General features: G+C 36.0%; 13 protein-coding genes. 5 read left to right on the top strand and 8 right to left on the bottom strand.

The features are described 5' to 3' along the window. Positions 1 to 20 precede the first annotated feature (20 nt). The 6 genes from JG735_RS05695 to JG735_RS05670 all read right to left on the bottom strand — a co-directional run bounded on the left by JG735_RS05695 (position 21) and on the right by JG735_RS05670 (position 7183). Positions 21 to 3095: an efflux RND transporter permease subunit gene (locus JG735_RS05695; protein ID WP_201334122.1), complete on the bottom strand. Its 3075-nt coding sequence runs from the start codon at positions 3093 to 3095 to the stop codon at positions 21 to 23. Beyond that, the gene (locus JG735_RS05690) at positions 3088 to 4056 is read right to left on the bottom strand and encodes an efflux RND transporter periplasmic adaptor subunit (protein WP_201334121.1); all 969 of its coding nucleotides are present in this window, start codon (positions 4054 to 4056) and stop codon (positions 3088 to 3090) included. The genes JG735_RS05695 and JG735_RS05690 overlap by 8 nt, the downstream gene beginning before the upstream one ends. Beyond that, a complete protein-coding gene (locus JG735_RS05685) occupies positions 4053 to 5225 on the bottom strand; it encodes a TolC family protein (RefSeq protein ID WP_201334120.1) in 1173 nt (390 codons plus the stop codon). The genes JG735_RS05690 and JG735_RS05685 overlap by 4 nt, the downstream gene beginning before the upstream one ends. Before the next feature lies 1 nt (position 5226). Then, positions 5227 to 5586 (bottom strand): FixH family protein, encoded by a 360-nt coding sequence (locus JG735_RS05680; RefSeq protein ID WP_201334119.1) that lies wholly within the window; start codon positions 5584 to 5586, stop codon positions 5227 to 5229. Between the two features lie 122 nt (positions 5587 to 5708). Next, the gene (locus JG735_RS05675; RefSeq protein WP_201334118.1) at positions 5709 to 6791 is read right to left on the bottom strand and encodes an SO_0444 family Cu/Zn efflux transporter; all 1083 of its coding nucleotides are present in this window, start codon (positions 6789 to 6791) and stop codon (positions 5709 to 5711) included. Next, entirely contained in the window at positions 6791 to 7183 is a 393-nt protein-coding gene (locus tag JG735_RS05670) for a cytochrome c (RefSeq protein WP_201334117.1), read from the bottom strand. Before JG735_RS05670 ends, JG735_RS05675 begins: the two co-directional genes overlap by 1 nt. Before the next feature lie 75 nt (positions 7184 to 7258). Between JG735_RS05670 and JG735_RS05665 the strand changes: the two genes are divergently transcribed. From JG735_RS05665 to JG735_RS05645, 5 genes are all read left to right on the top strand, one after another. Further along, positions 7259 to 7564 carry a helix-turn-helix transcriptional regulator gene (locus tag JG735_RS05665; protein WP_201334116.1) on the top strand — a complete coding sequence of 102 codons (306 nt, stop codon included), beginning with the start codon at positions 7259 to 7261 and terminating at the stop codon, positions 7562 to 7564. 347 nt (positions 7565 to 7911) lie between these two features. Further along, positions 7912 to 8208, top strand: a complete 297-nt coding sequence (locus JG735_RS05660) for a hypothetical protein (protein WP_201334115.1) — start codon at positions 7912 to 7914, stop codon at positions 8206 to 8208. Further along, positions 8205 to 9353: a TolC family protein gene (locus JG735_RS05655; RefSeq protein WP_201334114.1), complete on the top strand. Its 1149-nt coding sequence runs from the start codon at positions 8205 to 8207 to the stop codon at positions 9351 to 9353. The genes JG735_RS05660 and JG735_RS05655 overlap by 4 nt, the downstream gene beginning before the upstream one ends. Then, the gene (locus JG735_RS05650) at positions 9346 to 10356 is read left to right on the top strand and encodes an efflux RND transporter periplasmic adaptor subunit (RefSeq protein WP_201334113.1); all 1011 of its coding nucleotides are present in this window, start codon (positions 9346 to 9348) and stop codon (positions 10354 to 10356) included. The genes JG735_RS05655 and JG735_RS05650 overlap by 8 nt, the downstream gene beginning before the upstream one ends. Before the next feature lie 9 nt (positions 10357 to 10365). Further along, positions 10366 to 13398: an efflux RND transporter permease subunit gene (locus JG735_RS05645; RefSeq protein ID WP_201334112.1), complete on the top strand. Its 3033-nt coding sequence runs from the start codon at positions 10366 to 10368 to the stop codon at positions 13396 to 13398. Positions 13399 to 13416: 18 nt separating this feature from the next. Here the strand turns inward: JG735_RS05645 and JG735_RS05640 are convergent, their stop codons facing one another. Continuing rightward, positions 13417 to 14283, bottom strand: coding sequence for a HAMP domain-containing sensor histidine kinase (locus tag JG735_RS05640; RefSeq protein ID WP_201334111.1), 867 nt, complete (start codon positions 14281 to 14283; stop codon positions 13417 to 13419). Next, positions 14222 to 14890 carry a response regulator transcription factor gene (locus JG735_RS05635; RefSeq protein WP_201334110.1) on the bottom strand — a complete coding sequence of 223 codons (669 nt, stop codon included), beginning with the start codon at positions 14888 to 14890 and terminating at the stop codon, positions 14222 to 14224. The genes JG735_RS05640 and JG735_RS05635 overlap by 62 nt, the downstream gene beginning before the upstream one ends. Between the last annotated feature and the right edge of the window lie 60 nt (positions 14891 to 14950).

Below are 14950 nucleotides of genomic sequence, written 5' to 3'. Positions count from 1 at the left end.
TAAAGTAAGGGGAGATTCCCTTAGCGAATTTTTTTTGAAATTTGGATGTAGATCATATATAAAAGCGGGATAATGATTAGACTCAAAACGGCAGATGTAGCAACTCCACCGATCATTGGTGCAGCAATTCGTTGCATCACTTCACTGCCTGTTTTGTTTGTGTACATAATGGGAAGCAGACCAGCTAAAATTGCAAAAACGGTCATCAGTTTAGGACGAACTCTTTGAACAGCGCCTTCATATATCGCTTCAACGAGTAGTTTTTTATCCAGTTTCTCATATTTTTCCACGCTCTCTTTGAGATAGATGATCATAACGATCGCAGTCTCAGCCGCAATTCCAAGCAGTGCCAAAAATCCGACAACCACTGCAACACTCATATTAAAACCCAAGTAATCGATATAAAGAAGTCCTCCCAAAAAAGCAAAAGGTAAAGATAAGAAGACAAATAGCGTTGGTACAATTTCACCAAGAGCAAAATAGATGAGTATCAAAATAATGAGAAGCACCGATGGAACGATCCATTTGAACGTATTCATGGCACTTTGTAGATATTCACTGCTACCGGCCCACTCATAGAAGTATCCTTTTGGAAGAGTCAAACTTTGCAAGGCGTTTTGTGCAACTTTTTTATACTCTGATGCACTCACTCCTTGCATTGGAGTGATATAGATGTAGGTGACCGGTTTTGCTTTTTCACTTTTAAGTACAGAAGCACTTTGTTCATAATGGACATTGGCTATCTCTTTTAGAGGAATATAGCCATATTTTGTTTTAATACGAAGCTCTTTGATCGATTCAAGACTGTTTCTTTGCTCCTCTTCAAGCTGGATCGAAATAGGGTATCGTTCAATGTTTTTTAGTTTTGTTGTAATTTTTTTTCCACCTATTGCGAAGCTTACAAAATCCAATACATCCGATCGTTTTAATCCGTATAAAGCAAGTTTTTTGGGATCTGTATCGATATCGATGTAGTATCCCGTATCGCTTCTATCGGCAAAAACAGACTCTGTTTGTTCTAAAGCGGCAAGTTTCGTTTCAATTTTTTTGGCTAATATTTGCAGCTTTTTTATATCATCTCCATAGAGTTTGATGCCAAGGGGTGTTCTGATACCACTTAAAAGCATGTCGATGCGGCCCCGAATAGGGTATGTCCAAGAGTTGACTAGTCCCGGAACTTGCACTGCCTCATCGAGTTCTTGCAACAGCTTTTTCATATCAATTTTTTCATTCTTTAGCGTTATGATTGTCTCTATCATGGAAATTGGAGCCGGATCGGTTGCAGTATCGGCACGTCCCGCTTTTCCAAAGACAGTCTCTACTTCATCAAAACTGGCTATCACTTTGTCTGTCATTTGTGTAAGCATCTTTGCTTGATCGATGCTAATGCCATAGGGAGTAACCGGCATATACATCAAAACGCCCTCATTGAGTGGTGGCATAAACTCCCATTTGAGCTTTTTGTAAAGCGGATAGGAAAAAAGAAGCAAAGCTACTGAAAGGGGGATAAGAATGTAGCGAAGTTTCAATCCAATAACGATAAATGGATGATAGAGCCAGATAAAAAATCTATTGATTGGATTTCTCTTTTCATCTGGGACATCTTTAATAAACCAGATCATAAGAGCCGGCACTATCGTAATAGCCAAGATTGCTCCTACACTCATAGCAAAGGTTTTTGTAAAGGCAAGTGGCGTAAAAAGCTTTCCCTCTTGTCCTTGCATAGCAAAAATCGGTAGAAAGGAAACGACGACAAGGGCTAAGGCGAAAAAGATTGGACGACCGACTTGTTGACACGATTCAATGATGAGCGAAACTCTCTTGCTTGGCGTCAAGGAGTTTTTATCTTTAATGCTATCCAGTTTTTTGTGGGCATTCTCTATCATGACAATACTCGCATCCACCATAGCCCCAATAGCGATAGCGATACCCCCAAGGCTCATGATATTGGAGCCAATGCCAAAAATTTTCATAAGCAAAAACGTTAGACCGATAGTCAATGGCAAAACGATCAATACGATCAATGTGCTTCTAAAATGAAAAAGAAAAAAACCGATTACGACAAGAACGATGATACTCTCTTCAATGAGTGTATCTTTAAGTGTGCTTACAGCATCTTCTATGAGTTTGCTTCGATCGTATGTAGGGATAATTTTGATATCTTTGGTTTGGAGTTGTGAAAGTTTTTCTTTTACTTTTTTGATGGTTGCATAGACATTTGCACCATATTTTGCAATAACGATTCCTCCAACCACTTCTCCTTGACCGTTCAGATCTGCTAGACCTCGTCTTGGCATGGCAGTCCATTCGACTCTTGCTATATCTTTGATTTTCAGTGGAATCTTTCGTTTCGTTTTAATGGATAGCTCTTCAATTTCTTGCAAGGATTTGATGTAGCCACGTGCTTGAATCATCCATTCATACCCGTTTTGTATCGTTATACCGCCGCCAACATCGTTGTTGTTAAGTTCTAGCGTTTTAACTATATCTTTGACTGAAATTCCATATTCTATGAGTTTGTGATTATCGATTGTCACTTGATAATTTGGAATAAATCCGCCAACGCCGGCAACTTCACTTACACCATCAATACCTAAGAGTGCATATTTGAGAGTATAATCTTGGTATGTGCGAAGCTGGGCCAAATCTTTTGTATTGCTAACCAGTGCATACTCATACACCCATCCAACACCACTTGCATCTGGCCCAAGGCTTACCTCTGCATTTTTGGGAAGGGTAGGTGCAACTTTGCTCAGTTCCTCTAACACTCTCGTTCTTGCATCATAAAGATTGGTTCCATCTTTAAAGATGATGTAAATCAGCGCATTTTCGTAAGTTGAGAAGCCTCGAACCGTATCGATATCAGATATTGCCAAAAAAGAGCTTGTAAGGGGATAGGTAACTTGATCTTCTATGATTTTTGGGCTTTGTCCAGGAAATTTGACCTGTATGATGACTTGAGGTGGGGTTAGATCAGGTATAGCATCAAGAGGTGTTTTCTTTATGGCCCAATAGGATGCTCCTGCAAAAATGAGGGCAAATAAAAGAATCAAGAATCTATTTTTTGCGCTCAATTCTATAATTTTTTCAATCATTGTAGAGTCCATTTATCTGGGCATCGCTATCAAGCAAGAACATTGCGCTATCGGCAATCGTCTCACCTTCTTTAAGCCCAGAGATAAGTTGATAGTATCTGTTATCAAGTGGCTTTATTTGAACGACAACCGGTTCATATTCCCCTTCATATTCGCCAACTCTAAAGGCGTACCATTTGCCATTTTTGCGAATAACGGCCGTTTTTGGTATAACGAGAATCGATTTTTTATGCTCTCTTATGGTAACTTTGGCATATTCTCCTGCAAGAATACCTTTTGCCTCAACAAAAAGACGCACTATTGCAAGAGCACTGTTTGAATTTATGAGAGGAAGTAGTTTATGTTTTTTTACTTGTAACTTTTCATTTCGTATTTGGGCAATTATCGAGTCAGATTGTTTATAAAAATTGATATCTTTATTTGGAATTTGAGCCTCTATCCAATAATAAGTATTTGATGCGAGACGAAAAATTGTTTTTCCTTTTTGAAAGAAACTTCCCAGGTAAACATCTTTTTTGAGCAAAAATCCATCAATAGGCGCTAATATTTTTGTAATAGTTAAAGTTTTTGTAGGATTTTTGAGTTCATCTTTTGGAATATTTAGAAGTTTTAGTTTTAGATAAGAAGCTGTTGTCATTCTCTTGTCAAGACCAAATTTCAAAGAGTTTTTGTACTCCTCTTTTGCGTTATAGACTTCAGGGCTATAGACAAGTGCTAAAATATCGCCTCTTTTGATATGTTGCAATGGTTCTTTTGCATACAGCTTTTCTATATATCCAGAAAATCGTGGAGCGATATCGACGATTTTGCTCTCATCGAGTTTCACTATGGCAGGATAGGTTTTTTGCACAAAAAGATCTTTTTTTTCAACTGTTGTCGTTTTAACATTGAAAAGCTGCTCTATGCTCAGCCTTTCTGCACACAACAAAAAAGGCACAAGAAACATAAGTAATAGTCTCATTTATAAGCTCCATTTAAATAATTGATCTTTGCTTTTGTTAGAAGTTTTTGGATTTTAAAATCGATAAGTTTTAGTTCAATCGCAAATTTGCTTTTGAGCGTATCAAGATATTTGTAAAGCATATCTCCAGAGCTTATGCGAGAACGAACGAGATCTAAAGAGTGGTCAACCTCTTTTAAAGATCTCTGTTGCAAAAGTGCAATTTGTGTTTGAAGGGTTTTTAGTTGTTCATATAGTGCGGCAATTTCCTCTTGCACATAGATTTGCACATCTTGTTTTTTCGACTCAATTGACATCGCCTCAATTTTTGCTTCTTGAGATCGCAGTTTTTCCGTTCCATATAGCGGCAAAGAGATGGAAATACCGATGGAGATATAATCATCAAAGTTTGCTCTTTGAAAGTAGCCTACATTGAGGTTTATATCACTTTTTTCATCTAAAAGATATCTTTTTGCTAAAAGCTGTTTATAGCGCTTTTTTTCTTGGAGTTTTTCAATATGTGGAAAAGTTTTTTTATCTATTTTGATATCTTGAATTGGATCGATACGAGTAATTTTTTGTGAAGTAAGATACGAGAGTGTGTGCATGGCTTTTGTTTGTGAAAAAATAAGCTCTTCTTGCGTGGTTTTTAGATCAGATAAAAATATTTTGCTCTGCATCAAAGCCAAATGATAGCTGCTATCCACAATCAGCATTTTGCTGTATAGATCAATACTTTGTTTAACAAGATGAATATAGTTATTTACTATTTTTTGCTTTTGGACTGCTTTTTGATAAAAAAGTGCATTTTTAAAAATCTCAAATGCAAGCCTATTTTTTGCAACCTCAAGATCTTTAAAAATGACTTGCTTTTTTTGTTTGACCAGTTTTGCATCGAACTCTTTTTTCCCAAATGTTGGAATTTTTTGTGTGATGCTAATCTGTTGCGTTTGCATAGGCTCGAGATCTCGTGAAAATGGCCTATCTAAACGAAGATCATTTATAGATATCTTTAAAGTCGGATTTTTCCAATTTTTTGCTTTCTTATACTCAATATCCATTTTTTTCAATAGTTTTTGAATGGCATGTAAAGAGTTGTTTTTTTGTAAAGCGATTTTGACAATTGTTTCGATGTTTTGAGCTTGCAGCAGCGAACCAAAAATCGCTGCTATTATGAAATGTCTTTTCATTTTAGATATTTACCGAAGTTTTTATGCGATACTTTTTACCGCTATTTGTCGTGATAAAAATATGGACTTGCCATGTTCCTCCCATAGGTAATTTGACATTAGCTTGATAGCCATTGTCATTTTTTATAATATTTGCCCAGCTTTCCATATATGGCATACCAGGCATTGCTGGCATGAAAAACTTGACTCTTACATCTTTAATATTTTTTTTGTTTATATGAAGCAAAAAGGAATTTGCTCCTACACTCAAAGGTTTGGTAGAGATTATATCGATCTTGAAGCCTCTGTATTTGACATGCTTTTGAAAGCCGGCTGCAAAAAGAAGCATTGCACCGAGTGCTAAAATTGCAAGTTTTTTCATGATTCATCCTTTATAGTATTTTTTTCATAGAGAATGGTAACGAATGAAATGTGGAATAAATGTGGAAAATGTAGAGGTTGGAATATGAGTAAGACTCATATTCCAACCTTGTTCTTTAACCATTATGTGGTGCAGCAGCGCTTTTTAACAAGTTTCTCTTTTGCCAAAAAATAGAGAATAAAACCCCATAAGATAACGGAGGATGCGATTGCAAAAATGGAAGCTTCTTTTTGGATATGGACTATGGTTCTTACATCCACCCCACTAAAAATGAAATCGAGTCCTATCCCAAAAAGAATGGAACCTACCGCAATAGTCGCAAGGTAGACGATGACGGATTTTGTTCCAAGCATCTTTTTGACTACACCTATGGTAACGGTATTTGTAGCTGGACCTGCGCTCAAAAAAACAAATGCAGCTCCAGCACTTACACCATTTAACATTAAAGCTGCTGCTATTGGCAGGGAGGCAGTGGCACACACATACATAGGCACTGCGATAACTACTGCTAAAAGATAAGAAAGCCAAGCATATTGTGCTAGGATGTTTGCTAAATTTCCTGGTATCGCTACACTGATAGCCGCTCCAATAATAAGACCCCAAAAGAGAGGTTTTGCGATATCTCCAAGCAAGGTTACAAATCCATACTCCAAAGCTCGTTTGAGTGAGAAACTTTTCTTTGTTGATTCACTGCATCCACAGTCACTGCAGCCACAACTTTCCTCTTGCTTTATTGCAAAGGTTGTAGGTTTCTTTTGATTTGGCGTTTGCATACTGAATTTTGGAGCATTTTGTGTAGTGTTTTGGGTATCAAAAAGATTGACAAAAATACCAGCAGCTATGGCTATCAGGAATGATGTAACGATGCGATAGATGGTAAAAACCCATCCAAACATACCAAAGGTAGCTAAGATTGAATCAATTCCGGTAATTGGAGTAGAGATTAAAAAACTTAGTATACTTCCTTTGCTTGCGCCACTTTTTTGCAATGCCTGTGCCAAAGGTATGACGCCGCAAGAACAGACCGGAATGGGAATACCAAACAGTGTCGCTTTTATGACTGAAGCGATATTATCTTTACCAAGATGTTTTTTGATGAACTCTTCAGGGATTAATTCATGTAATATACCTGCCATCACAAGACCAAAAAGTATATAGATAGCCATGGCGTTGGTGAGTTCCCAGAGTGCTTGTACAAATGCCATTATTTGCCTCCATTTGTAGGGCACATTCCTCTGTTTTTACTGAGATTGTAGAGATATTCAGCGACCGCTTTTTTCTCTTCATCGCTCATATTTTTTCCGATTGGCGGCATTGTGCCAAATCTTTTAAACGCCATTGGCATGCATAAACCTTTCTCACGCGATGGATTTTGGATGTAATCGATAACAAATCGAAGAAAATCTTTTTTTTGTGGATAGTGCATTTTCACTCTATTGGCAACTTCCAAAAAGGGTGGTGCTTTCATCGTTGCCATATTGACTGATTCCATAGAAATGTTATGACAACTGGCACAATATTGTTGATAAACCTCTTTGCCATTTGATGCATAAAGCATTCCAACTAAAACTATCGATATAGCTACAATCTTTTTCATACTTCCTCCTTGACTTGAATAACAAAAACGTTATATAATGAAAGTGTGATATAAATAAGCTTTAAAGAAGGTTAAATGGATCGTTTAGAAAAGTTAGCAATAGTAGCAAAAGGTTTAAGCGATATAAATAGACTAAAAGTTGTTGCATTTATCGATCGCTATAAAGAGGTGTGTGTATGTGAAGTAAGTGATACACTTGGCTTTTCGCAACCGCTTACTTCCAAATATCTCAAACAACTCAAAGATGCAGGAATTGTAAAAAGTAGAAAGTCAGGAAAATGGAGTATTTTTTCTATAGCTGATAATTATCTTATCCAGCCTTTTTTGGAAGAATTACGAAAAGTTGAAATACCAAATATCAAAAAGTGTATAAGATGCTAAAAAGATCAATTCTTTTCCTTTTACTCTTATCTTTAATTTTTAACAGTGCTCATGCATTCTTTTTTGATTGCAATGATAATCACTATGTTCAAGAGTACGTTTATGAGATGGATCACCCAACTCAAAAAGGAGATATTTGCGATAATCATTTTGTTTTTCATATGCCTCTATTTCTTTCAACAAAGATTACAATAGATTTTCCAAAACAAAATTCTAAGATAGATCTACCTCTGTCTTATCATTTTCAACAACACTTTTTCTCTTTGTTAAAACCTCCCAAAAACTCCTTATAATCTAAATATTTTATTTTCATTATTTAAAAAAACAGATTCAATAAGGGGTTTCTTATGAAAACAATACTTATGAGTTTTCTATTGGCGATAGTTTCTTTCGCAAAAGTAGAGCACTATGAGATCCATAAATATAACCAAAAGCCATCCATCCGGATACAACAACAAAAGCTATTGAAACAATATGTAAAAATCGATCCGGAAAAAACAACAAAACAGATAACTGGTGAAAAAATAGAATACAAACGTCTAAAACATCAAAACACTACGATCTATTTTGAAATTTGGACAAAACATTACTATCTCTGGATCGATGCACAAAGTGGAAGAGTGCTTAAAAAGGAGAAACGATGAAACGAGCGTTTTTGCTCACAAGTGTTGCTGTCTGCTTTGTTTTTGGAGCCGATTTTCAGGCTTTCAAACAAGAAGCTTTGGAACATTTTCCAAAGCTTCTACAACAAAAAGGAAAAATTGCGATTGCAAGAGAGAACCAAGTAAGACTTTTGCGTTCCCTCAACCCACAATTGGAACTTTTAGGAAGCAGGTATGAAGATGGTAGTGGATTTGAGACAACATTGCAGATACCCTACAGGCTGCCAGACTATCTGAGAGATCTTAAAAAAAGAGCAGTGAGTGAAGTAGAAGTGCAAAAAGCGTATGAAGCGGTTTTAAAAGCAAGATTTATAAAAAATTTGGAGCTTCTCTATACGAGCTATGTATATCAAAACAAATTACTTAAGCCTATTCATTCTCAGATAGCTATCTATAAACGACTACTTTCTATAGCAGAAGAGAAATATGCCAAAGGATATGGCAAAAAAATAGATGTGCTCAAACTTCAAACAAAATTGTTGACACTCCAAAAAAAACTTATTGATACACAAAACAATGTAGTCAAAGCTAAAATGCAATTACAAAGGTATGCCGGATTTTCTGGCAATATTGAGCCAAATTGGTTTTTGTATGAGCGTTTCGATTTTTCAGGTCAGATCAATCCAGCAGAATTTGCATGGTATGAAAAAAATAAGAAGCGCTTTTTATATTTAGCAAAAGAGCAGAGTCATTCCATAAAAAAAATAAATTTCACGGTCAATTATGAAAAAGAACCGAACTCCGGGATCCTTCGCGCTGGCATATCCATTCCTCTTCCAATCAATAAACCCAAACAAGAGGTTGTAATCGCAAAAATGAAAGCAAACAATGCTGCTTTAGATTTAGAGCTTCTAAAAAAACGCTTTGAAGTCGAGTTGCAGGGGCTTCAAAAGCAGGCCCGAATGATTCAAAAGAGTTTGGATTTGCTTCAAAAAACAAAAAAGAAGCAAAAAGAGCTTTTAGATCTTTATATTGAAAGTTACAAAATTGATCAAAGTACACTCCTTGATATTTTGGATGCTCAAAAAGCGTATATTTCTATCGAAAAAGAGATCGTGAAAAAACTCTTCATGCTCAATATCAATCAAATCCAGATAAATTACATAAAAGGACGATACAATGGCTAGACTTATACTATTTCTCATTACAGCAGTCTCACTCTTTGCCAATGCAAAAGTGCAGTATATCAATCTTGGCAAACTCTATAACACTAGTGCCCAGGTTGTGACGCTTAAAAATCTTACACAAAATATCGTCACCCAAATTCCTGGGCATATCGAAGAATATTTTGTCAAAGAGGGCGACAGTGTCAAAAAAGGGCAAAAAATAGCACGTATAAAGTCTTTCATCTTGAGCGAAATGACATCACGCTATTTGACTCTTCAAAATGAAGTAGCAGTTTTGAAAAAACGATACGAGAATGCAAAGGCTCTGTATCAAAAAGGGATCATGAGCTATAACGATCTAGCGAAACTCAAAACTACTCTCAAAGATAAAGAAAATGATCTTACTTCACTGGGGCTTCAACTCAAAATTCTTGGTATCACAAAGGTTACAAAACCGGTGGAGTACTATACGATTACTTCTCATGCCGATGGAACAGTGCAAAAGATTTTGGTTCCGGTGCATACCAATGTCAAAAGCACTACTCCATTGGTAGAGATTTTGAGTCAATCCCGCTACTATCTTGTAGCATTCTTAAGCGTTGAGGATGCACTGCGTCTAAAAGACGTTAGGGCGATTTTTCATCTCGGACCCTACAGTTTCAAAGCGAGTTTTATAAAAATATTACCAAGAGTGGATGAAGAGACGGCACAAGCAAAACTTCTGTTTGAACTTCCACAAACCAATAAAGAGCTTCTCATCGGAGCATTTGGCGATATTCAGATAGAGTCAGCTCCATATAAAAAAGTGCTTGCAGTTAAAAAGAGTGCGCTTACAATGTTAAATGGCGAGTGGGTTGTATTTCTTCCATCCAAAGAGCCTGAGCCACATGTTGTGAAACTTATCGATTTTGTAGGGGAGTATGCAGTAATTGAGGGATTAAAGCCAAATCAAGAGTATATCGATAAAGATATTTATCTTTACAAATCACGGCTTTTGAAAGAAAGCATCGGCGATGAGGATTAAGGAGAGAGTATGAAATTTTTTGAAACCTTTATCAAATATCGCTTTTTAGTATTGGCTCTTTTTATCCTTGTAGGGGTATTGGGATATAGGGCGTACAAAGAAATTCCGGTAGATGCATTTCCTGATATTACCCCCAAACAGGTGATTATCTATACTGAAAGCCCGGGCAACAGCCCAGAAATCATCGAAAGACTCATCACCTATCCTATCGAATCGGCTATGGCTGGACTTCCCGGAGTAAAACTTATTATGTCCAATTCCATTTTTGGTCTCAGTTACGTAAGCATCTTTTTTGAAGACAAATACGATATCTACTTTTTACGTCAGCTTGTGAGCGAAAGACTGGCAACCGTCGATATACCAAAAGGGTTTGGAAAGCCTGTTATGGGACCAAACACCACTGGACTGGGCCAGGTGTTTTGGTACCAGCTAAAAGGCGATGGTGTTTCATTAACGAAGCTTAGAGAGTTGCAAGACTTTTTGGTACGTCCAATGTTCAAAACAGTTGATGGAGTAGAAGAGGTTATCGGTTGGGGCGGATTTGAAAAGCAGATTGAAGTTGTGATTGATCCTAAAAAACTGCAAGCTTTGAAAGTGACATATGAAGATGTGATTGATGCACTGCAAAGAACAAACAAAAGTGCAGGGGGACAATATTTAGAATTCAACAAAGAGCAGTATATCATTCGAGGTAGCGGCTTTTATGAAAATCTTGATCAAATACGCAAGAGTGTCATCAAATCTTCGGGTATCAAGGCTATCAAAATTGAAAATGTGGCAGTTGTCAAAGAGGGCAAAAGAATGCGTTTTGGTGCGGTGACTCTCAATGGAAAAGAGACGATGTTTGGAATGGTACTGCAAAGAACCGGTACTAATGCAGCCAAAGTAGTGGACAGACTCAAAGAGAAAGTCAAAGAGATCAACGCCGCACTTCCCAAAAATGTAAGAGTCCAGACAATTTATGATAGAAGTGAAATTACCAAAAAAGCAGTCCACACAATGACCTCTTCTTTAATTATGGGTGCGGTACTTGTGAGTGTTATTTTGTTTTTGTTCTTGTTTGAAGTCAGAAGCGCTTTTATTGTTGTATTATCGCTTCCTATCTCCTTGCTTATCGCTTTTTTGATGATGGACTATTTTGGTATGAGCGCAAATCTTATGAGTCTTAGTGGACTTGCCATTGCAATCGGTATGATTGTCGATGGAACGATAGTTGTCGTAGAAAACTCTTTTAGACTTATTCAAGAGCATCCAAATGAATCCAAACTGAAGCTCATAGCAGAGGCTGCAGCGCAGGTGACAAAACCTGTTATTTTTGCCATTTTCATCATAGCTGCAACCTTTATTCCGCTTTTGAGTCTTGGAGGGCTTACAGGAAAGCTCTATGCACCTATGGCTATTAATATCGTATTTGTGATGCTTGCTTCCATTGTTGTAGCTCTTGTGTTAGTTCCCGTTTTGAACTACTATCTTTTAAAACCGGTAAAGTTTAGCGAATCGCCACTTGTGGTTTGGATCAAAAAGCTTTATACGCCACTGCTTGTAGGTGCTTTGAAATATTCAAAGAGTGTCGTGGCAGTTGCATTCATACTCTTTGCGGTATTGGCATATCTACTTACGCAACAAGGGCGCGAATTTATGCCAAAACTCAATGAAGAGTCTATCATGTATCGTGTCATCGCCATCCCCGGGACGGCTCTGTCTCAAACGGTGAGTCTTAGTAAAGATATAGAAAACTTCATAAAAAAAGAGTATCCTGAGTATGTGGATTTTGTTTTGGCAATGATAGGTAGAAGCGAAAAAGGCGAAACTGCCGGTCCAAATTATATGGAAATTTTGGTAGGACTTAAGAAAAAAGAGTTTGATATCAAAGCGTTAGAGGCAAAAATGAGCGAAGAGCTTGAAAAACGGTACGATTTTGTACAATTTGTTCCAACTCAACCTATTGCTATGCGTATAGAAGAGCTGCTAGAGGGGGTCAAAGCAGAACTTGCGGTAAAAATCTTTGGAGAAGATCAAAAAATTCTTGCATATCTTGCATCAAAAATCAAAGATATTCTTTCGCATATCGATGGACTTAGATCTATTGAGATTGAATCACAGCTTGGACAAGCTCAAATCGTGATCAAACCAAACTACTTAGCGATGGCCAGATACTCATTGACTGCTGAAGATATTATGGATGTGGTGCGCTATTTGCTGGGTGAAGATGCGATAACCGATAAATTTGAAGGGATTAAGAGGTTCCCTATCATTATCAAGCCAAAAGGGGAGCGTGATATTGAAAGTTTACAAAATATTTTGCTTAGAGCCCCAGACGGCAAAGTGGCTCGTCTCAAAGAAGTAGCAGATATCCAGATTATTCAAGGACCATCCTTTATAAAACGAGAAAATCTTTCTCGCTATATGCTCATATCCTTTGATGTGGAAGGGCGCGATATCGCCTCTTTTGTGAAAGAGGCCAATGAAAAGATTCATAAAAACCTGCATTTTCCGGCAGGATACTATATTCAGTGGGCAGGTGATTTTAAAAACATGCAAGAGGCAACAAAAAAACTAGCTGTTATCATTCCTGCAGTACTGCTGTTGATACTCCTTTTACTCTACACAGCTTTCAACAGCTTCAAGAAAGCGACGATCATCTTGCTTGGCGTTCCTCTTGGTATTATTGGCTCCATCGTTGCGGTATTAATTGCCGATATCTACCTCTCCATTGCTGCAATTATCGGCTTTATCGTCATCATCGCAATTGCGGTACTCAATGGTATCGTGCTTGTGAGTTTCATAGAAGAGCTACAAAAACGTTTTCCTGATGTGAAGATGCAAACTTTAGTTAAAGATGCAACGCTTCTTAGACTCAGACCAGTACTAATGACGGCAATGACAACGCTTTTTGGTATTTTACCTCTTCTGTATGCAACGGGTGTTGGAAGTGAGATCGAGTATCCGCTCGCTGTGGTTGTTGTAGGTGGTATTGTTACTTCAACCCTTGTAACACTTCTAATTTTACCAAGTTTATACTATCTTTTGTACAAGAAGTAGGCGTATGCCTACTTCGATTTAAAATATGATCTTAACTCTTGTCCCATAACCTTTTTTGCTATAAATTTTTATAGCCAAGCCATGATAATCAAATATCCATTTTGCGAGGGCTAATCCTATACCATATCCTTGGTTGAAACTACTCTCTTGATAAGAAAAATGAAATATTTTTTTGCAATTAGATTTTTGAATTCCAACTCCCCAATCTCTAATTATTAAGAAGTTTTTTTTATTTGAATGTAAAACAATTAAGATCTTATTTTTCTTTGTTGAATATTTTATGGCATTTTCTATCATATTTTGAAGTGCTATTTTTATCAAATCTTTATCTCCATGAATATGTATCAAGCCATTTTGCAAAAATGTAATTTCAATATCTGATTGTAAAGAGTGGATAATATCTTGAATAACTTCATTAATACAAATACGATTTATTGTATTTAAATTATAGCTATTTGAAAGATAAAGGAGTCTATCAATGATTTTAATAGTTTGAAGCAAATCATTATGTAAATGGTCTAATTCAAGATTGCTTATATGTTCTATGCTCATTACTATACGAGTTAATGGTCTTTTTATTTCATGAGCCAAATAGAGATTAAACTGTTTTAATATATCATTTTGGAGTTGCAAATCAAATAACTTTTTATTGCACATAAATATTAGGGTTTTTAATTCACTTGGAAAGCTTTGATAAGATAAATAGTTTCTATTTTCAATAGCATATTTATATCTATTTAGTGCTCTTAATACAATGAAATATCTTATTGTGATTCCAACTAAAATAAAAAAAAATATTGCTATTATGAAAGTTATAGTAGTTTCATATATCATTGATAACATATCCGACTCTTTTAACATTTTGAATAAAATCTTTTTTCCCAAGTTTTTTTCTTAATCTATAGATTAAAACATCGACAAGATTAGACTCAATACTTTTTTCTTCATTCTCTATTAATCGTTCTAAAATTTCAGACTTTCCTATAATCCTATTTTTATTAACCATGAGTAACTTCAAGATTTTGAACTCCTGAGGAGTTAGTTTTACTCTTTTGTCTCCTACATAAACATTTCTTGAAAAAATATTTAAACATACATCATCAATACGAATAATATTTGTTGTTAAATTATATTTTATTTTAACAATGTTTTTAAGTTTCATTATAAGTTCTCTCGTATCGAAAGGTTTTGGAAGATAATCATATGCACCCAGTTGTAACCCTTCCATTCTATGATCTATATCCCCTAAAATACTAATGATTAAACATGGAATATTAATTTTTTTCCGATTCATGTATTGAAGAAAATTGATACCATCTCCATCAGGTAAGATTCTATCAAGAATAATTACATCATACACTCTCTTTATTTCAAGTTTGTATATGCTTTCTTCAATTGAGTCTGTGAATTCTACATCGATTTTTTCATGTGCAAGACTATCTTTAATAATTTTTTTAATATTTTCATCATCTTCAATACATAAAACATACATTTTTTGGCTCCTATTATTCATTTTTTTTTCATTTTTAAAATGTAAAATTATTTTAAATTC

Source organism: Nitratiruptor sp. YY08-10, assembly GCF_016629565.1.
In the GTDB taxonomy this organism is placed as follows: Bacteria; Campylobacterota; Campylobacteria; order Campylobacterales; family Nitratiruptoraceae; genus Nitratiruptor.
This window is presented reverse-complemented; position numbering and strand designations above follow the sequence as displayed.